The 19921-nt window shown below is 41.7% G+C and carries 21 protein-coding genes; 15 read left to right on the top strand and 6 right to left on the bottom strand.

What is annotated here, in order from left to right; all coding sequences use genetic code 11:
• Positions 1–128 precede the first annotated feature (128 nt).
• The 6 genes from K8B83_RS16875 (at position 129) to sstT (ending at position 6964) form a co-directional block, all read left to right on the top strand.
• Positions 129–1658, top strand: a complete 1530-nt coding sequence (locus K8B83_RS16875) for a DNA-3-methyladenine glycosylase 2 family protein (protein ID WP_188736613.1) — start codon at positions 129–131, stop codon at positions 1656–1658.
• 4 nt (positions 1659–1662) lie between these two features.
• A complete protein-coding gene (locus tag K8B83_RS16870; RefSeq protein WP_188736610.1) occupies positions 1663–2184 on the top strand; it encodes a methylated-DNA--[protein]-cysteine S-methyltransferase in 522 nt (173 codons plus the stop codon).
• Positions 2185–2264: 80 nt separating this feature from the next.
• On the top strand, positions 2265–3554 hold the full coding sequence (locus K8B83_RS16865) for a DEAD/DEAH box helicase (protein ID WP_188736608.1): 1290 nt from the start codon (positions 2265–2267) through the stop codon (positions 3552–3554).
• Between the two features lie 8 nt (positions 3555–3562).
• Positions 3563–4042: a dual specificity protein phosphatase family protein gene (locus K8B83_RS16860; protein ID WP_223418404.1), complete on the top strand. Its 480-nt coding sequence runs from the start codon at positions 3563–3565 to the stop codon at positions 4040–4042.
• Between the two features lie 193 nt (positions 4043–4235).
• Positions 4236–5132: a chemotaxis protein CheV gene (locus tag K8B83_RS16855; protein WP_188736604.1), complete on the top strand. Its 897-nt coding sequence runs from the start codon at positions 4236–4238 to the stop codon at positions 5130–5132.
• A gap of 599 nt (positions 5133–5731) precedes the next feature.
• A complete protein-coding gene (sstT, locus tag K8B83_RS16850) occupies positions 5732–6964 on the top strand; it encodes a serine/threonine transporter SstT (RefSeq protein WP_188736602.1) in 1233 nt (410 codons plus the stop codon).
• An 88-nt stretch (positions 6965–7052) separates the two neighbouring features.
• On the opposite strand, the gene K8B83_RS16845 is transcribed toward sstT, so the two are convergent.
• From K8B83_RS16845 to K8B83_RS16835, 3 genes are all read right to left on the bottom strand, one after another.
• Positions 7053–7706, bottom strand: coding sequence for an RluA family pseudouridine synthase (locus K8B83_RS16845; RefSeq protein WP_188736601.1), 654 nt, complete (start codon positions 7704–7706; stop codon positions 7053–7055).
• Positions 7707–7797: 91 nt separating this feature from the next.
• Complete coding sequence (locus tag K8B83_RS16840; RefSeq protein WP_188736599.1) at positions 7798–8364, bottom strand: protein disulfide oxidoreductase; 567 nt, start codon at positions 8362–8364, stop codon at positions 7798–7800.
• 13 nt (positions 8365–8377) lie between these two features.
• A complete protein-coding gene (locus K8B83_RS16835; RefSeq protein ID WP_188736597.1) occupies positions 8378–8986 on the bottom strand; it encodes an acyl carrier protein phosphodiesterase in 609 nt (202 codons plus the stop codon).
• A gap of 201 nt (positions 8987–9187) precedes the next feature.
• Here K8B83_RS16835 and K8B83_RS16830 point away from each other — a divergent pair, with 201 nt between their 5' ends.
• From K8B83_RS16830 to secF, 6 genes are all read left to right on the top strand, one after another.
• The gene (locus tag K8B83_RS16830; protein WP_188736595.1) at positions 9188–9370 is read left to right on the top strand and encodes a hypothetical protein; all 183 of its coding nucleotides are present in this window, start codon (positions 9188–9190) and stop codon (positions 9368–9370) included.
• A 68-nt stretch (positions 9371–9438) separates the two neighbouring features.
• Complete coding sequence (gene queA / locus K8B83_RS16825; protein WP_188736593.1) at positions 9439–10479, top strand: tRNA preQ1(34) S-adenosylmethionine ribosyltransferase-isomerase QueA; 1041 nt, start codon at positions 9439–9441, stop codon at positions 10477–10479.
• Positions 10480–10632: 153 nt separating this feature from the next.
• Positions 10633–11757, top strand: coding sequence for a tRNA guanosine(34) transglycosylase Tgt (tgt, locus tag K8B83_RS16820; RefSeq protein ID WP_188736591.1), 1125 nt, complete (start codon positions 10633–10635; stop codon positions 11755–11757).
• Between the two features lie 25 nt (positions 11758–11782).
• Complete coding sequence (gene yajC / locus K8B83_RS16815; protein ID WP_160055628.1) at positions 11783–12115, top strand: preprotein translocase subunit YajC; 333 nt, start codon at positions 11783–11785, stop codon at positions 12113–12115.
• Positions 12116–12132: 17 nt separating this feature from the next.
• Complete coding sequence (gene secD / locus K8B83_RS16810) at positions 12133–13983, top strand: protein translocase subunit SecD (RefSeq protein WP_188736588.1); 1851 nt, start codon at positions 12133–12135, stop codon at positions 13981–13983.
• Between the two features lie 14 nt (positions 13984–13997).
• Complete coding sequence (gene secF, locus K8B83_RS16805; RefSeq protein ID WP_188736587.1) at positions 13998–14945, top strand: protein translocase subunit SecF; 948 nt, start codon at positions 13998–14000, stop codon at positions 14943–14945.
• Between the two features lie 77 nt (positions 14946–15022).
• On the opposite strand, the gene K8B83_RS16800 is transcribed toward secF, so the two are convergent.
• From K8B83_RS16800 to K8B83_RS16790, 3 genes are all read right to left on the bottom strand, one after another.
• Positions 15023–15262, bottom strand: a complete 240-nt coding sequence (locus K8B83_RS16800) for a hypothetical protein (protein WP_188736585.1) — start codon at positions 15260–15262, stop codon at positions 15023–15025.
• Between the two features lie 3 nt (positions 15263–15265).
• Positions 15266–17227: a putative bifunctional diguanylate cyclase/phosphodiesterase gene (locus K8B83_RS16795; protein ID WP_188736583.1), complete on the bottom strand. Its 1962-nt coding sequence runs from the start codon at positions 17225–17227 to the stop codon at positions 15266–15268.
• 354 nt (positions 17228–17581) lie between these two features.
• Positions 17582–17983, bottom strand: a complete 402-nt coding sequence (locus tag K8B83_RS16790) for a DUF3224 domain-containing protein (protein WP_188736582.1) — start codon at positions 17981–17983, stop codon at positions 17582–17584.
• Positions 17984–18145: 162 nt separating this feature from the next.
• On the opposite strand from K8B83_RS16790, the gene K8B83_RS16785 reads away from it, so the two are divergent.
• The 3 genes from K8B83_RS16785 to K8B83_RS16775 all read left to right on the top strand — a co-directional run bounded on the left by K8B83_RS16785 (position 18146) and on the right by K8B83_RS16775 (position 19885).
• A complete protein-coding gene (locus K8B83_RS16785; RefSeq protein WP_188736579.1) occupies positions 18146–18466 on the top strand; it encodes a putative signal transducing protein in 321 nt (106 codons plus the stop codon).
• A 140-nt stretch (positions 18467–18606) separates the two neighbouring features.
• Positions 18607–18966 (top strand): rhodanese-like domain-containing protein, encoded by a 360-nt coding sequence (locus K8B83_RS16780; protein ID WP_188736577.1) that lies wholly within the window; start codon positions 18607–18609, stop codon positions 18964–18966.
• A 7-nt stretch (positions 18967–18973) separates the two neighbouring features.
• Positions 18974–19885, top strand: coding sequence for a precorrin-2 dehydrogenase/sirohydrochlorin ferrochelatase family protein (locus K8B83_RS16775; protein WP_188736575.1), 912 nt, complete (start codon positions 18974–18976; stop codon positions 19883–19885).
• Positions 19886–19921: the final 36 nt, after the last annotated feature.

Raw genomic sequence — 19921 nt, 5'->3', positions numbered from 1 at the left:
TCCGTTTTCCGCTAGTCGCAACGCAGTCATTTAGGTAGAGTTTGTTGGTACGTAAAAACGCACTTTTTAGCGCATATTGATTTTATGCTAAATGTTAACCTGTAATGATACTGGCCTGAGGAGAACGAATGACGAGTGAGCAAATGTCAGTAGACTGCCACATAGCACCCCAAGTGTGTCAGCAAGCTCGTTTGAGCCGCGATGCTCGTTTTGATGGCCAATTTTTTACTGGCGTACTGACTACCGGTATTTATTGCCGTTCAATTTGCCCCGCGCCAGCGCCGCATGAAAAAAACGTCCGTTATTTTGACTCCGCGATTAAAGCCGCTAATGCCGGGTTAAGGCCATGTTTACGCTGTCGACCCGATAGCGCACCAAGCTCCAATGCTTGGCGAGGCACGCAGACCACTCTTAACCGAGCATTAAGGTTAATTGAGCAAGGGTACCTTAATGGTGATAACGCGGCATCAGTGACCGATATTGCTGAAAAATTAGGTATAACGAGCCGTTATTTGAGTCAGTTGTTTAATCAGCAATTAGGAACGTCGCCAAAACGATTTGCTCAGTATCAGCAATTGATGTTTGCCAAACAGTTACTGCATCAAAGCTCACTTTCTATAACCGACATCGCCATGGCAGCGGGTTTTAATAGTATTAGGCGCTTTAATGAGGTGTTTCAACAACACTTACAACTCACGCCATCGGCTCTTCGTAAGCAGAGTCATACTGCTCAATCAGCGCAAGTTAACAGAGATAATCAATCCATGGCAGTGAATCCTATCACCTTGAGCCTAGCGTACCGTCCTCCTTTCAACTGGGAAAAAATGCTGCAGTTTTATGCGTTTCGTCAGGTGGAGCATATGGAGGTGATTAGTGATGACGGCTATATGCGTAGCTTTGCATTTGATGGTATTAATGGTGTTTTTGCTGCTAAGCACAATCACAAAAAGCCTCAATTAGATGTGAGCATTTATTTTGTGAATGCTCAAGACATTAAGCACTTGCATAACGTTGTAAAGAAAATCCGTGCAATGTTCGACCTTGACGCGGATATGCAGGTCATTGAACAGGCTCTCACCTCAATAACGTCACTTGGGGCGAATATTGATGTCGGCCTTAGGATCCCAGGGACAGGCAACGTGTTTGAAGCGGCATGCCGGGCTGTATTAGGCCAACAAGTGAGCGTGCAACAAGCCACTAAACTACTGAATACGCTTGTACAACATTATGGTGAACCACTTAGTCTGAATGGTAAAAACTGGCGACTTTTTCCGACACCCACGGCGATTGCCCAAGCATCACTGAATGAATTAAAAATGCCTAGCGCACGTAAATTAGCCTTAAACGCGCTTGGTAAATATGTTGCACAATACCCTGATTCAACTCCGCAAGATTGGCTGTCGGTTAAAGGGATTGGGCCATGGACCGTGGCTTATGCACAAATGCGAGGGCTGAGCGAGCCAGACGTGTTTTTAACTACAGATTTAGTGATAAAAAATAGGCTACACGCATTGCATCAATTGGCACAACGCCCTATTGAATCAACCAAATCCTATAGCCACATTGCTAAACACATTAGCCAGCAAGTTAGCCCGTGGGGCAGCTATTTAACGTTTCAGTTGTGGGATGAAAACCCCCTCAATTCAATAGAAGAATAACACTATGTCTATACCTCAAGTACAATCGTTTGTGTCTAGCCCTGTTGGGTTATTGTCACTAAAAGCTTCTGAGCAAGGTTTAACTCATTTACAAGTTGAGGATTTGGCTCAACTAAACCCTGTTGTTGTGGTTGAATCTTCAGTCAATCTCTTGCCAGCGACAAATGAAGCGTATTTACAGGCACAACACCACATTAATGACACAGTGGCACAATTAACAGAATATTTTGCCGGTATTAGGCAAAGCTTTAGTGTTAGCCTGGCACCAAAAGGAACCGAATTTCAACATCAAGTGTGGCAGGCTTTGCGTGAACTACCGTTTGGTCAGCATTGCAGCTATAGCGACATTGCCAATACGATTGGTAGGCCTAAAGCTGTTCGCGCGGTTGGGGCGGCCAATGGCGCCAATCCTATTGCGATTATCGTTCCATGTCATCGGGTGATTGGTAAAGGCGGTAAGCTCACCGGTTATGCTTATGGATTAGACATGAAACAATGGTTACTTAACATAGAGAAGACACAATAAAGTTAGGTAATTTATCTGACTGATGCGCTAAAGTGCGGTAAAATGCCCGATTGTTATCCCTTGTTGAGCGCATCTGATCCATGACACAAGCTTCATTAGCTACCACATTTGCTGAATTTGGTCTGCACACTCCGTTGCTGGCTAGATTGACCGAGCTTCAATATTTACAGCCTACTCCAGTACAAGCCCATACCATCCCAAGTATTTTATCTGGCCAAGATTTGCTGGCGGGTGCCAATACGGGCTCGGGTAAAACCGCGGCGTTTGCTTTACCAATATTGCAGCGGTTAATGGAACGTCATCGTGGTGCATCCACTAAAGGCAACCTTGTCAGTGCTTTAGTCTTGGTGCCTACGCGTGAGTTGGCTAAACAAGTTGCCGATAGTTTTAAATCTTATGCAGTACATTTAAATGGTGATATCAAAATCGTAGCAGCGTTTGGCGGCGTGTCTGTTAACACACAAATGCTTGCCTTACGTGGTGGTGCAGATGTAGTGGTTGCAACGCCAGGGCGTTTACTTGATTTAATTTCATCTAATGCTGTTAAATTATCATCTGTTGCAACATTGGTGCTCGACGAAGCAGACAGAATGCTCAGTTTAGGCTTTACCGAAGAGCTGTCGCAGATCATCGCCTTGCTGCCGAAGAAAAAGCAAACACTTTTATTTTCAGCAACTTTCCCTGAAGAAGTGCGTCAATTGACCCAAGCATTGTTGAATGCTCCGCTAGAAGTACAATTGCAAAGTGCTGAAGCTAGCACGTTAGTGCAACGAGTCATGACGGTTAATAGAGAGAAAAAAACGGCGTTATTAGCTCACTTACTTCAACAGCATCAATGGCGTCAGGTGTTGATTTTTGTGAGTGCCAAAAATGGCTGTAATCATTTGGCACAAAAATTAGCTAAACGCGGTATTAATGCTGACGTTTTTCATGGCGATAAAGCACAAGGTGCACGTAGCCGAGTGCTTGAAAGTTTTAAAGCCGGTGAGATACAGGTGTTGATTGCAACCGACATCGCCGCCCGTGGTTTAGACATTGAAAAACTGCCTGTTGTAATTAATTTTGACTTACCACGCAGTCCAGCAGATTATATGCATCGCATTGGCCGAAGTGGCCGTGCAGGTGAGGTAGGTTTAGCGTTGACCTTGCTATCGCATGATGAGTATCATCACTTCTCAGTTATTGAGAAAAAGAATAAAATTCGTCTTGAACGAGAGCAAGTTAGCGGATTTGAAGCTGACGAAAATATGCCAGACACAGTGTTAGAGCAACCTAAACCCGTTGCCAAACCTGAAGGCGCAGGTAAAAAGAAACGCAAAAAATTACCCCCAATTAATGTTGATATTTGGGCAAAAAAACCAGATAAGTAGTAGGTAATATGAAACATATTTTTTGGTTAGTTGATGGTCAAATCGCAGGTCGCAGTGGTCCAAATAAAGATGCATGGGACTTAGCAGAGTTAAAACAAGCCGGATTTGGCGCCATAGCATCATTAAATAATGGTGAAGGTTGTGACACTGTTGCCATGGCAGAATTAGGTTTTAAACATAAAGTCTTTAATTTACCTGATAACATTCCACCTAAACCACAAGACTTAGCCGTTTGTGCTGAGATTTTGCCACAAGTTTTGGCATTTATACGTCAATGTGAAGCAGAGCAATTACCAGTGTTATTGCATTGTCGCTCAGGCATCAACCGTACTGAAATGGTGATGGCCTATTACATGATGGAAAATGGTGCCGCCCCTGTACATGCAGTAAGCCAGGTACGAAATGCCAGTGGTTTAGCATTTGATGCAGATGGTTGGGACCAATTTGTTTATGATGTACTTTACGAGCTACAGTCTGCTTCAAATTAACATGGTGAGCTAGGGTCATTTTACGATAAGGAAACAGACAATAAATCTTGCTGATATATCGTCTGTTTCCTTTATTTTTGTCATTTTTATCCCCAAAAAGTTTGTATTGTGATCAGTGCTTGCTAAAGACACCCTGAACGTTGACGATAAATGCTATAGTGGAACTGCAAGCTTTCATTTAGAAGGGGAAACGATGAGCCAAAAAACGAGCAAAGCGAATCAATCGCAAGGTTTATTGCTTTTTAGATTGAACCACACTCAACAATTTGCGTTGGGCACCTTGAAAATTCGTGAGCTCGTTCCCTTTACCCCACTGACTAAAATCCCTCATTCACATCCTGCCATTATGGGTGCTGCTACAATTCGCGGTATGACTATACCTGTTATTGATATGGCTGCTGGTATTGGTTTTAAACCGGTAACAGAACAAGAACGTAAAGACTGCTTTATTATCATTACAGATTGCCAAAGGATGGTGATTGGTTTTTTAGTACGAGCGATCGATAAAATCATCGAATGTAACTGGCGCAATATTGAAGCCCCTTCTGATAATTTAGGCAAAAATGCCTTTTTAACCGGTGTGACTCGGTTTGATGATCGTTTAGTACAATTGCTGGATGTGGAGCTTCTGTTATCAAAAATATTTCCTGATGATCCGATCGCAAGCCGAGCCATATTGACCGATGTTCAACGCGAAAAACTCAAACCGCTGCGAATATTATTGGTTGATGACTCAAAAGTGGCCCGCAAGCAATTGTCTGACGCATTAGATTCGATAAATATTGCTTATCAAGTGACTGCTGATGGGCGGGATGCTTTGCAAATGATGATACAAGCCGCCGAACAGCGCGCGCCTATTGATTTATTGGTTAGTGACATTGAAATGCCTGGTCTAGATGGGTATGAGTTGGCTTTTGAAGTAAAAAATAACCCGCTTATTGCAAGTGCTTATATTATTTTGCATACCTCACTTTCAAGTGAAATCAGTGTAAGCCAAGCTAAACAGGTTGGCGCAAACGAAGCATTAACAAAGTTTGATGCCAAAGAATTGATTGAAGCCATGCTGCGAGGGGCTCAAGCTAAGCATTAACGGCGTTGTTTAATTGCTGGGATGTGCTGACTTTTAATTTTTTTGCAGCGACTTGTTGCTCATTTAGACAAGGATTATTTTGATTACTAGGTGGTAATTCATTGTCCGCCCTTAATTCGTTTTTATCTCGAATATCGTTCACCCTGCAACGTTCTACTCGCCCGAGTAAAAATAATATTTTTGATGTTTTTTGCCCCCAAGATGGTTAACAATTTATTTTCATCTTTTATAAGAATGTCTCATTTTGTGTGCTCTTAAGCAGAAAAAGCTGAATTTTTTTATTCATTTGAGTTATGCACTAGACTTCTTACGTTCCATCCTGATATATAGCTACAAGGCTTTTTGGTGCATGGCACTGAGTATTTGTCCCGGAGTAATGTAATAACGTTATTTCTGAAATCAATTATTAACCTTATGTTGAGTTACATTGTTAACAAGGATGCCAACAACATGAGTGTTTTCAGGAATATCGGTTAGGTTGTACCTCATTGATATAATGACGACAGTTGTTTTATTCGTACCACCGTTTTAACCACGACATGACTCAGCGCCATTACTAACGAATAAAAGCCATTAATATAATAATCATAGGTTAAACAATGAATCAAAAAACATCACTGCTAGCACGAATTGCTAGTGGTAGCTTAGTGCTAAAAATTATTGGCGGGATCATCTTGGGTGTGATTTTAGCCAGTGTTTCAACAACCGGTGCACAGAGTGTGGCTTTTTTAGGGTCACTATTTGTCGGCGCACTGAAAGCCATCGCACCCGTGCTGGTATTTGTATTGGTCGCATCATCAATTGCTAACCAAAAGAAAGACAGCCACACCAATATGCGTCCAATTATTGCTTTGTATCTTTTGGGGACTTTTGCCGCAGCATTGACGGCAGTGATATTCAGTTTTGCTTTTCCAACGACGTTAATGTTGGCGACAGGTATTGAAGGCTCTAATCCACCTCAAGGCATAACCGAAGTCCTTAATACCTTATTGTTCAAAATTGTTGATAATCCAGTAAATGCCTTATTAACAGGTAATTACATTGGTATTTTAGTCTGGGGTGCGGGTTTAGGTATTACCATGCATCATGCTAGCGACAGCACTAAACAAATGCTGGCAGACTTAAGTGATGCTGTGTCTAACATTGTACGTTTTGTTATTCGCTTAGCACCAATTGGTATTTTTGGTTTAGTTGCGGCAACATTTGCAGAAACGGGCTTTGATGCATTAGCGGGTTATGCCCAATTATTGGTGGTGTTAGTCGGTGCGATGTTATTTATTGCATTGATTATTAATCCAATGATCGTTTACGCAAAAATTAAACGAAATCCATATCCATTAGTATTTAAATGTCTACGTGAAAGTGGGGTGACTGCCTTTTTCACACGTTCTAGTGCGGCCAATATTCCAGTTAATATGGCATTGTGCGAACAGCTCAATTTGCACAAAGACACTTACTCTGTATCTATTCCATTGGGCGCGACCATTAATATGGGCGGTGCAGCAATTACGATTACCGTATTAACCCTAGCAGCTGCACATACCCTAAATATTCCAGTCGACTTTATGACTGCGTTATTACTCAGTGTTGTGGCTTCAATATCAGCCTGTGGTGCATCAGGAGTTGCTGGTGGGTCTTTATTACTAATTCCGTTAGCCTGTAGTTTGTTTGGTATTTCTAACGATGTTGCAATGCAAGTTGTCGCCGTAGGCTTTATTATTGGAGTGATCCAAGACTCAGCTGAAACTGCATTAAACAGCTCAACTGACGTTATCTTTACCGCTGCAGCATGTGAAGCTGCTGAAGCGAAAGAGGCGGCTCAAATAAGTTAAAGTACTATATTTGTTTGTGCACAAAAAATGCCGGCCTATAGAATATTTATGGTGCCGGCATTTTTGTATTTGTTTGTCGCGAACAAGATTAGAAAGGATGCTGACTAAAAAAAGTCATTTCTATTTGGGTGTATGGGTGCGTTATCGTTAATGATTGTGCGTGCAAATTAAGCCGCTTACTAGCATTAATTGTAGCTTCATCAGCATAAAACTCATCGCCTAAAATAGGGTGGCCAAGTGCAAGCATGTGCACCCTGAGTTGATGAGTACGCCCAGTATGGGGTTTGAGCTCCATCAGTGTTGTTTGCGCTCGTTGTTCAAGTACACGAAAATAAGTGAGTGCTGCCTTACCTGTTTCTGTGGTCATTTGAAATGGAGGGGAATCAGGGTTTGGCCCTAACGCAAAGTTCACTTTACCTTCTAATGTTTGCATATGCCCGCTGACTTCTGCGACATACACTTTTTTAGCTTGGCGATGTTGAAATTGCGTTTTTAGGTTTGATTCAGCTTTTTTGTTACGAGCAAAAATCATGATACCAGACGTGTCACAATCTAAGCGGTGAATTAAAATTGCCTCTGGATAAACTTGCTGTAAGCGAGTGATGGCGGTGTCATGAGTGTCTGGCGAACGACCTGGATTTGACAATAATCCTGACGGTTTATTAATCACAATAATATCACGGTCTTTATAACGAATGTCCAACCAAGGAATAGACGGCGGTTGATAAGTAAAGATGTGCATGGTGAGATTGTCTCTTCAATAAACGCAGGTTGTGCCTGATTGCTTTCGCGCGCATCTTACCAAAATTTTTTCAGTAACGAAAATAAGAAGATTATGTGCTGGCTAGCCATAAACGCAATGACATGCCCCATCTGCTGGTGGCTCCAGATGTCATAAAGCGGATTTGATTTTTGTTATCAATGATAAAAATCGAGGGCAGTGCAGTTGCGCCCCATTGTTGGCTTAAGTTGTCTTCAGCTAATTGATTGATCACATCAAATTGGTAATTATGTTGCTGCATAAATGTACCAATGTCAGCATTTGAGCCAGAAGCTACTGCGACTGATATAACGCGATAATTTTGAGTGTTGGCCACGCTGTTGACCATAGGCGAGGTGACTTTGCATACCGGGCACCAAGTCCCCCAAAAATAGACTAAGGTTGCTTTGTCAGTGCTGCTTTGTTGCCTGGGATAAAAAAAAGACACCTCACGACCATCGATTAAAGGGCTATTGATAGGAAATGCGGTGCCGGTGAGCATGTCTCGCTGTAAATAGCTACTAATTGCATACAAGACAGTGGCGAATATGAGTAAGTCCCGCAGTGATTTCAACCAAAACCGGGGGGAGACAGCCCGTTTTTTCGCTCTACTTAGTGGCCCTGTTAACCAGTTTGTCATCAGTGTCTCGCATTTAATCTAACGTTTGAGGTAAATATTGACTGGGTGTTTTACGGCTGTATATTTTGCTGTAAGCCATTAATTGTGGATAAAAAGTTCTAAAAGCAATTTCAATGTCAACGTAAAGTTTATCCACATCTCGGATCGCGTGGTCAAATAACTCGGGTTTTGACAGTCTTTTACTCACCCCTTTGATCGCTTGATTTAATCCTTGCTTTGTTTGGTAACTGGTCAGCCAATCTTGTTGAATAATGTTAGTCGAGATTGCTTGCAAAGTGGCTGGTAATTCTTCGGTGCTATTAAGTTCTTGGTAGGCTTTTTGACAAAACACATCCAATTTTTGATGATGATATTCTTCCCAATAAAAGGCGAGATAATGGTCAAATGCTAAATCGATTAGCACTGGCGCCACTCTTCGCGAGGTTTTAGGGAATTGTTTCAATAAATCGATAATAATTTCATGGTTATCGGTGATTTGGTCTATTTGGCGATGCAACCAAATGCCTTGCTGAAGATGTTTTGGATGATTTTCTATTTTGCCTTTGGCAAAATCACCGCATAAATTGGCGATTAAATGGGTGTTGCTGATGTCAGCTAAATGTAAGTGTGCTAAAAAGTTCATATTTTGTGCTTCTAATTTTATTATTTTACAGTATGATACTAGCCGTTTGTAACAAAACATTACATTGTTGACTGCAATTAAGTTCCAATCATAACGCTTTACGCTTAAATGTCATGGAGTATTATGTTCCGTGTTGATTTGGATAAAACAAACATTATAAATTTGTTGAATATAATCGAAGGTTAATTTTAGGGATCAAGGATGATGAAAGACTGGTTAAAAAAAATATTCGGTAGGCAGCCAGCAACGAAAACCAATAAAGTACAGATTGATATGCGCTACGAAGTGCATACATTTAAATCAAATGAGACCGACGCTCAAAATAAAGTATCCCAGAGCTTTAGCAAGGTTGATGCAACTTCTCCTCAAAAGCCGACAAAATAATCAGTAAACTTGATCTTAACGTGCGCTCGCCATAGACTAGCGGCCGTTTTTACTGTTGAGATATGATTATGCGCGTTGCTGACTTTTCTTTTGACCTTCCAGATGAACTTATTGCTCGTTATCCGACTGCACAACGCAATGCGTCGCGTCTATTAACCCTTAATGGTGTAAATGGACAGCTAGCGGATAAGCAATTTACTGATTTACTTGAGCTGATTAACCCCGGTGATTTAATGGTGTTTAACAACACCCGCGTGATCCCAGCGCGTTTATTTGGCCAAAAAGCCACTGGCGGTAAGCTTGAGATTTTAGTTGAACGCATGCTCGACGACACACGTATTCTTGCTCATGTTCGCAGTTCTAAATCGCCTAAAGTCGATGCGTTAATTAATTTAGACGCTGGCTACCAAATGAAGATGTTGGCGCGTCATGATGCCTTATTCGAACTTGAGTTACTCGGTGATAACACCATTTTAGAGGTGCTTGAGCAAGTCGGTCATATGCCTTTACCTCCTTACATTGACCGCCCAGATGAAGATGCGGACAAAGAGCGTTATCAAACCGTGTATAACCAAACTCCTGGCGCAGTCGCTGCCCCCACTGCGGGTTTGCATTTCGATGATGCAATGTTAGCCGCATTGAAAGCTAAGGGGGTCAATATTGCTTTTGTGACCTTGCATGTCGGCGCTGGGACATTTCAGCCGGTGCGTGTCGATAATGTACTCGAGCACAAAATGCATTCTGAATGGGCTAATGTTCCGCAAGATGTTATTGATTTAATTGCACAAACTAAAGCCCGTGGCCATCGAGTTGTTGCAGTTGGTACAACCTCTGTCCGCTCACTAGAGAGTGCAGCTCGCGCTTGTGGTGATGCACCACTGGAGGCATTTAGCGGTGATACTGATATCTTTATTTACCCGGGTTTCACATTTAAAATTGTTGATGCAATGGTGACTAATTTTCATTTACCGGAATCAACATTAATTATGTTACTAAGCGCATTTGCTGGATACGATGAGGTGATGAGCGCATATCAACACGCCATTGCACAAAAATATCGCTTTTTTAGCTATGGCGATGCCATGTTTGTGACGAAAAAAGCCCCCTAAACCTCGAAATTGATTTACAATATGCCCCAACAAACGCCCGCTAATAGTGGGCGTTTTGATGTTTTAATGTGTTCTTAACCTTGAAGCATTAAAATTTGCCCTCATTACTATAGAAACTAAACAAGTCAGACTGTTTATCTGGCAAGGTGATTTATGAAATTTGAATTAGACACAACAGATGGACGTGCGCGTCGCGGCCGTTTGATATTTGACCGTGGTACGGTAGAAACTCCGGCATTTATGCCAGTAGGCACATACGGTACCGTTAAAGGGATGACCCCTGAAGAAGTCCGCGCCACAGGAGCTGACATCTTATTGGGCAATACCTTCCATTTATGGTTACGTCCAGGTGAAGAGATCATGCGTAAGCATGGTGACTTACATGACTTTATGAACTGGCAACGTCCAATATTGACTGATTCGGGTGGGTTTCAGGTGTTTAGCTTAGGCGACATTCGTAAAATCACTGAGGAAGGCGTGCATTTTCGCTCGCCAATCAACGGCGAAAAAATCTTTTTAGACCCAGAAAAGTCAATGCAAATTCAGGATTCATTAGGCTCAGACGTTGTCATGATTTTTGACGAATGTACGCCTTACCCTGCAACGCATGACGAAGCGCGTAAATCGATGCAAATGTCATTACGTTGGGCCAAGCGTTCACGCGATGAGTTTGACCGTTTGGAAAACCCAAATTCACTGTTTGGTATTATTCAGGGCGGTGTTTATGAAGACTTGCGCGATGAAAGCGTAAAAGGCTTACTTGATATTGGCTTCGATGGTTATGCTGTGGGTGGCTTAGCTGTGGGTGAGCCTAAAGAAGATATGCACCGCATTTTAGAACATGTTTGTCCGCAAATTCCTGCTGATAAACCACGTTATTTAATGGGTGTGGGTAAACCAGAAGATTTAGTTGAAGGTGTGCGTCGTGGCGTAGATATGTTCGACTGTGTTATGCCAACACGTAATGCTCGTAATGGTCACTTATTTACCAGTGAAGGGGTAATTAAAATCCGTAACGCGCGTCACCGTGATGATACTTCACCATTAGACGCTAAGTGTGATTGTTATACCTGTAAAAACTATTCACGCGCTTATTTATACCATTTAGATCGTTGTAATGAGATTCTAGGTGCGCGTTTAAACACCATTCACAACTTACGTTACTATCAAATGTTGATGGAAGGTTTGCGCGGCGCAATTGAGACAGGTACATTAGACGCCTTTGTGAAGGAGTTCTATACCAGTCTTGGTCGTGAAGTACCTGAGTTAGTCGATTAATTTTAACCAATAAGAAGAGAGAACTATGTTAATTTCAAATGCTTATGCAAGCCCAATGGGTGGCGCTGCCGGTGGCGAAACCATGCAATTAATTTTTATGCTTGTCATGTTCGGGTTAATTTTTTACTTCATGATTTTCCGCCCTCAGTCAAAACGTGTTAAAGAACACAAAAATTTGATGGCATCGATTTCAAAAGGTGACGAAGTATTAACCAGTGGTGGTATTTTAGGTAAAGTGACCAAAATCAGTGAAGAAAGTGATTATGTGTTACTGGCCATCAATGATAACAACCAAATTACCATTAAAAAGGATTACATCGCAGCGGTATTGCCAAAAGGTTCTATCCAGTCGTTATAAGCCAAGAGGGCTATGGTGTGTTAAATAAATACCCAATGTGGAAAAACATCATGGTGGTGCTTATCATCGCCATTGGTGGTTTTTATGCCATACCGAATCTGTTTGGTGAAGACCATGCAGTGCAGGTTGTGGCAACTCGTGGTGCTGAGGTTAATGCTACAACTCAAGCCAATGTTGTGCAAATGTTAGAAGGCAAAGGCATTGCGATTAAGCGTGCAGAGCTTGAAAACGGGCAATTGTTAGTTCGCGTACAAAATGCAGAGCAACAATTACTGGCTAAAGAAGCCATTGCAGAGCAACTTGGGCAAAAATTTACAGTAGCACTGAACTTAGCGCCGGCAACCCCCGAATGGCTTGAAGCTGTTGGCGGTTCGCCGATGAAGTTAGGACTTGATTTACGTGGTGGTGTTCACTTTTTAATGGAAGTGGACATGGGCGAAGCTATTCGCAAAATGGAAGAAGCCAAAGTGGCTGATTTTCGTAGCCAACTACGTGAAGAAAAAATCCGTTATGCAGGTATTCGTAAAACCCCAAAAGGGATTGCGATTAAGTTTCGTGATGCTGACACAGTTAGCAAAGCTGAAAACTACTTAAAAACCCGCAGTAATGACATGGTCTATACCGACGCGAGTACTGATAAAGAGTTTATCTTACTGGCAACCATGAGTGATGTTTACCTTAAGCAAATTAAGGAAGAAGCTTTACAGCAAAACATTACTACTATTCGTAACCGTGTGAATGAGCTTGGTGTTGCAGAGCCTGTTGTTCAACGTCAAGGCGCTGAGCGTATTATTGTTGAGCTACCTGGCGTGCAAGATACTGCGCGCGCAAAAGAGATTCTAGGTGCGACTGCATCTATTGAGTTTCGTATGGTTGACGACAATGCAGACGTTAGTGCTGCTGCAAGTGGCCGCGTGCCAGCTGGTGCTGAAGTATATCAGCGTCGTGAAGGCGGCATTGTTGTATTAAAGAAAGAAGTGATGTTAACCGGCGATCATATCACGGGTGCACAACCTACTTTTGATGAATACAGTCGACCACAGGTAGCGATTAATCTTGACGCAAAAGGCGGCACGATTTTCTCGAACGTAACCAAAGACAATATTGGTAAACCAATGGCAACATTGTTTATCGAATATAAAGACAGCGGCCTACGTAATCCTGATGGCACCGTTAAAATGACCAAGATTGAAGAGGTTATTTCGGTTGCGACCATTCAAGCCCGTTTAGGCCGCAATTTTGTGATCACAGGCCTTGAACACAGCGAAGCACAAAGCCTAGCGTTACTTCTACGTGCAGGTGCATTGATTGCGCCAGTAACGATTGTAGAAGAACGCACTATTGGCCCAAGCCTCGGTGCTGAAAACATCGAAAACGGTGTTCAAGCAATGGTATGGGGTATGGTTGTTGTACTTGTCTTCATGATGATTTACTACCGTGCATTTGGTTTTATTGCCAACCTTGCATTGATGGCAAACTTGATCATGGTTGTGGGCGTGATGTCGATGATCCCAGGTGCGGTATTAACGCTACCAGGTATTGCAGGTATGGTGCTTACCGTAGGTATGGCGGTTGACGGAAACGTGCTTATTTTTGAGCGTATTCGTGAAGAAATACTCGGTGGCCGTAGTGTTCAACAAGCTATCCATGAAGGTTATGGTAATGCGTTTTCAACCATTGCCGATGCTAACATCACTACCTTTATGACTGCGTTGATTTTATTCGCCGTCGGTACCGGTGCGGTGAAAGGTTTTGCTGTTACCTTAATGATAGGTATCGCGACGTCGATGTTTACAGCCATTGTTGGCACACGCTCAATCGTGAATGCGATTTGGGGTGGTAAGCGCGTCAAGTCATTGTCTATCTAAGGGAGAAGTTGAATATGTTTCAGTTATTTTCAGTAAATAAAACAGTCGACTTCCTTCGTCATGCAATGCCAATCAGTATTATGTCGATGGTGCTAGTGATTGCTTCTTTTGTATCGCTTGGCGTACAGGGCATTAACTGGGGGCTAGACTTTACCGGTGGTACGGTTGTTGAAATGGAGTTCTCTGCTCCTGCCGACTTAAATGCACTACGTGCAACCATGACGGCAGATGAAGCAAAAGGCGCAGTGGTGCAGAACTTTGGTTCGAGCCGCGATGTGCTAGTGCGTTTACCTGTACTAGAAGATCTTAAAAGTGATGCTCAAGTTGAGGCTGTATTAGCCGCGGCGCAGTCAATTGATGCAGGCGTTGTGCAAAAGCGTGTTGAGTTTGTTGGCCCACAAGTGGGTAAAGAATTAGCAGAGCAGGGCGGCCTAGCGGTTATTGTTGCCTTAATTTGTATTCTTATCTATGTGTCATTTCGTTTTGAATGGCGCTTGGCTGCAGGTTCTGTAGCGGCACTTGCTCATGACGTGATTGTGACTTTAGGGATATTCTCGGTGTTACAGTTAGAGTTTGACTTAACTGTTTTAGCGGGATTATTAACGGTTGTGGGATACTCACTTAACGATACTATCGTTGTGTATGACCGTATCCGTGAAAACTTCTTAAAAATGCGTAAAGGCACGCCTGAAGAAATCGTCAATACGTCTATTACTCAAACCATGAGCCGTACGGTGATTACTACCGGTACGACCCTGATTACTGTGATAGCGTTATTCCTTAAAGGTGGCACCATGATCCACGGCTTTGCGACAGCATTGCTACTGGGTATTTTTGTAGGTACATACTCATCGATTTATGTGGCCAGTTATTTAGCCATTAAATTGGGTATTAACCGCGAGCACATGCTGCCTGTAGAGATTGAAAAAGAAGGTGCTGATCAACCTTCAATGATGCCTTAAAACGCATTGTAAAAAGCCTTAACAATAAACCCCAGCATTGCTGGGGTTTATTTTTGGGTGATAGGCGTTTATTGAAACTATTGTTGTTGCTGATGTTGCTGATGTTGTTGCTGAATGTGTCGCTCACACGCTTTAAGTACAGTCTGGTACCATGGTGCATTGATATCAATAATCAAAGCTTCCCAGCCATCAGTGCCAAGTATCTCAATAGAGGTGATTGACAGTATCTTGGTCATCTTAGCGTTAACCCTAAAGGTACCCACTTTAGTATCAATACGGCTGATGTTAATGCTCATTGCCAGCGATTTATTGTTCATCTGTTACAAATGCAGTCCTAGTTCCCCCGCTTTTATTTGTACGACAGTAGCGCTTTTATCAGCTTGTGGGGCATAAACTCCTGTGCCTGTCATTGCAATGTGATTAACATTCTGGCCAATCAGTTTACTGCCGACATCTTTTGATGTTTCAGGACGACTAATTAAATAACCTTGAATGCAATCTATGCCTAGTTTTTTCACAAGTTCAAATTGCGGCGCCGTTTCTACCCCCTCTGCAACAATCTTTAAATCAAGCGTTTTGCCTAGGTCGCTTATAGAATTTAATATCTTTTCATATTTGGGGTTAATATTTGCTTGATCGATAAACAACTTATCAATTTTAATTACATCAACAGGAAGGTTTGCCAAAGTTGATAATGAGCTAAAGCCTGTGCCAAAGTCGTCTATTGCAATCAGTACCCCTAATTTACGCAATTTATCGAGGTCAGATATTACTTGTTCTGATGCATCAATAAAGCATGACTCTGTAATTTCAAGTAGTAGCGCTTTGGGTGGTAATCCGACCTTATTTAAGGTTTCTATAATCCAGTCATGTAATGGAACATGTGCTAATTGAACCCCAGAAATATTGACAGACATACGAACTTTATTCATGCCTGCATTGTACCAGGCGGCCATTTGGCGGCAGGCTTCAATGAGGATCCAGTTACCCAGTTCTAAGATTAAATTGGAGTCTTCTGCGATAGGAATAAATTCGGCAGGAGAAATCGACCCCTCTGTTGGGTGATGCCAACGTACCAGACATTCAAAATAATCAATGCTGAAATCGTGCACATCCACAATAGGCTGAAAAGATAAACTGAAGTTTTGACTGGCCATAGCAAGGCGCATTTCTTCAAGCAAGTAGTGATAGCGGCGCATTTTATTGCCCATTTCGGGTGAATAAACGCGGTAAATACCTCTGCCATCGGTTTTGGCTCGGTACATAGCCACGTCGGCCATTTGCAATAATGTATTTGGGTTGGCAGCGCTGTCGGGATATACCGCAATCCCAATACTGGCGCCAATTTTAATTAATTTGTTACCGAGTACAAAATCACCTTCTATTTCTTGTAATACGTTTTGTGCCACTTCTATTGCGAGATTGTCGTTATGTAGATCTTCAATAAAAATCGAGAACTCGTCTCCACCTAATCGCGACAAACTCAACTCTAAGCCTAATTCAGATGTAAAATGGCTGAGTTTACGATTGCGTACTACGGTTGCAAGTCGTTGAGATACCTGAATTAACACTTCATCACCAAAGCTGTGACCAAATGAGTCATTTACTTGTTTAAAACCATCTAGGTCTATAAACAATAGAGCCTGTTTTTTCTTTTGGGCTTGGGCCTGTTCAAGTTGGGTTTGTAAGTGCTGTAAATAGGCGTGGCGGTCTATCAACCCGGTCAATTTATCTTGATGTTGGCTTATGATGTTTCTGTGTTGTTGCTCATGTATTTGTTTGTTGAGTTCTATAAGGGCTAAACTCAGCTTTGAGATAGTATTTTGCTGCTCAACGTTAGGCGGGGTGATATTAAAAGCGGCGAGTAGTTTGTTGGTCTCGTTATTGACGACTTCTAATGAGTTATCCAGCTTTCTCTTTTGCCTGCGGGTAATATAAAACGGGATCCCGATAGCAAAACTGCCTAAAAGCAGCAAAGGCAAATTACTAAATAACATGATGTTGTTAAACGCGTCATTAAGGCTAATGACTTTTATTTGATTATCAATCTTTGACAATACAACGTAATTTTTTTGGTTGTCGGACACAATTTTATAATTCAATAACATGCTAGCCCAATGATCTGTTATGTGGGCGACATCTCGCTGATCAAATTGTTGTAAATTGACGTTGTTATTATCTCGATTAAAGACTTGTAAACTTTGGTTGAGCGTAAATATAACTAAAAGTGATAAACCGACTAATAAACTTAAAGAAAGTAAAATTATTTTGGATATCCGCATTCTATTTGCTCTTAATAGTCGGTTGTATATGCTCAAAAAAACGGTGTTATATAAAGTCATAATAATACCGTTGGCCCGTTAGTTTACAGTGTACTGTAAATGTAACATTTTAACAATTCAGTCAAGCTGTGCGTTTGATTTCTTAATTGTTTGATTAAAAACACTTATTAATATTAGTTACCGTTGCAAATTGACTTATATTTATCGCTATCATTTTCGAGTCAAGGCAATATTGCCAAATGTAATTGCGGACCATAAATTGCAGTACTAATTACTGACAAAATAATTAATGGCTAGTGCTTTTGTATCATTAAAATGCTTGTTTGTGTTTTAACAAGGCTGAAATGTATTCCGTTAAGCTATATTGAGTGTGACCATATATTCAGCTTGGCCGTTTTCAGTTGAGATAAACTCTCCTTGGCCAATGTAGTCAGTAAGATGTTGAGTACCTGAACCCGCGATAATACTGAATTGACTTTGAGCAACACCAGCGATAAACGTGCCGTTATGTTGCAGCATTATCTCTCCGGTTATTTCAGGCGTTGTTACACTTAAACGCTCTAATCCAGAAAACACAGCAGTAGTGTCTTTTTGATGTGACATCACATAGCAAATGTTTGCTGTGCCAGTGATATCTCCTGAATATGTTTGTGTTATGTGTGCAATTGTCTGTTTGCTGCCATCATCATGTTCAGCATAGGGCGTTTCATCCCATTGGGTAATTTGAAATACACCTTTTAAAACAATTTTTGCCATTGTTAATCCTTTACCATGATTTTTTGTTTGGTGGTTTAGATAACCTTAAGGTAATCACCGTTTAAGATAAATGTCCAATTTATAAACAACACTCGACAGAGTTTAGTTGACGAAGTAGGATGAAACAAATTTGCCAGCAAGAGCAATGCAGTAGGATAACGCATGGAACATCGAAAAGTATTATTAGCCGGTGGTAATTTGTTACAGGCTCACACATGGAAAGGACTACTGGAAACCAGTGGTATAGAGGTTGATCTTAAAGGCGAAGCATTGATTGGTGGTGTGGGAGGCCTGCCTATTGAAATGCAAACTGTTGAGTTGTGGGTAACAGATAGCCAACTTGCTGCAGCACAAACCCTGCTTGATTCTTTAGACGTTGAGAAACTACAATGGCAATGTGTTCAGTGCCATGAAATGAACGAAGGAAGCTTTGAACTTTGTTGGCAATGCAGTGCTCAAAAAAGTGAGATGCATAACGCGTAACGCGTCGTAAAATCCCGATAATAGTGTCTTTAATACTCGTGTCTGTTTATAATTTTTAAACCAATTGATAAACCTTTTTATCGGTTATGGCGTAGTTACTTTTCATCATACCGTAGCGTCATTTTATTGAAGGACTCATTATGCAAGCATCTCAAGCCTTTGCCAGTCTCGTCGAATCTGTCATGCCTCATATTAAGTTAATAACTATCGAACAATATCAACAACAAGACCAATGGCAACTTATCGACGTGCGCGAAGATAACGAATGGTTACAGGGGCACCTTCCAAATGCAAAACATTTAAGCCGTGGCATTATTGAGCGTGATATTGAGCATCGTTTTCCAGATAAGACTACGCCGATTTTGCTTTATTGTGGTGCAGGGCAAAGAGCCGCGTTAGCGGCTTATAATCTTCAATTAATGGGTTATACACATGTGGCCTCAATGGTTGGTGGCTATCGTGCTTGGATCCAACATCAATTTCCTATCGTTCAAGATTGAGATATAAATGCAATATTTTCCACTGTTTGTTGATACACAAGGTTTACGTGTTTTACTTGTTGGTGCAGGCGAGGTTGCTACCCGAAAACTCGATTTATTATCGCGAACGGATGCCATCATTCATGTTGTAGCCCCTGAAGTTGCCAAAGACATTGAAATGTACCATCAACAAGGGCGTATTCGGTTATCTCGACGTGTTGTTACCCAAGATGATATTGCTAATATTGATATTGTGTATTTAGCCACCGCAAACGAGCAGTTGAATATGGATTTTGCTGACTTGGCAAATGAACGGGGAATTTGGGTTAACGTGGTTGATAATCCATCTTATTGCCGTTTTATCACACCTTCAATCGTTGACCGCGGCCGTTTAGTCGTGGCCATAAGTACCGCTGGTGCCGCTCCAGTGTTTGCCAGAACCATTCGTTCTCGATTAGAAACCATGTTACCAGCAACGTTAGCACCTTTATTTGATTTTGTGGCTAGCAAACGCGAAGAAGTTCAGCAAACCTTAGCCGACGGTAAAGATCGTCGTCTATTTTGGGAGCGATTTTTTAACAGTAATCAAGACAAATTCGATAACCTTACCGAGCAACGCTATATTGATGCTTTTCAAGACATGACACGCCATGGCGAAATACTCTTACTGACAGAGCATACCCCTGCCTGTTTATTGCCGATAGCGGCTATGCCGTTATTGCAAAAGCTTGATGTTATTTATAGTGATGAGCCAGTTGATGATGATACAAATGAGTTACTACGTAGGGATGCAAACAGAACCAGCATGCCTAAACTGAGTGAAATTTCTCAACAATATGAACTAGGTGAGCGAATGTTGATTGTTGCCAATTCGGAGAAAATAGCCCAATTAATCGCTCATTTTCCGATAGCGAAACATTTGCGTCCCGGGGCTTTATAACGATTTCGTCTGTTTGATTTAACACGCCGAGTGTAC

The sequence above is a fragment of the Shewanella inventionis genome, assembly GCF_019931735.1.
Classification (GTDB): Bacteria; Pseudomonadota; Gammaproteobacteria; order Enterobacterales; family Shewanellaceae; genus Shewanella; species Shewanella inventionis.
Note: the sequence above shows the minus strand (reverse complement) of the source record. Positions and strands in the feature narration are given on the sequence as shown.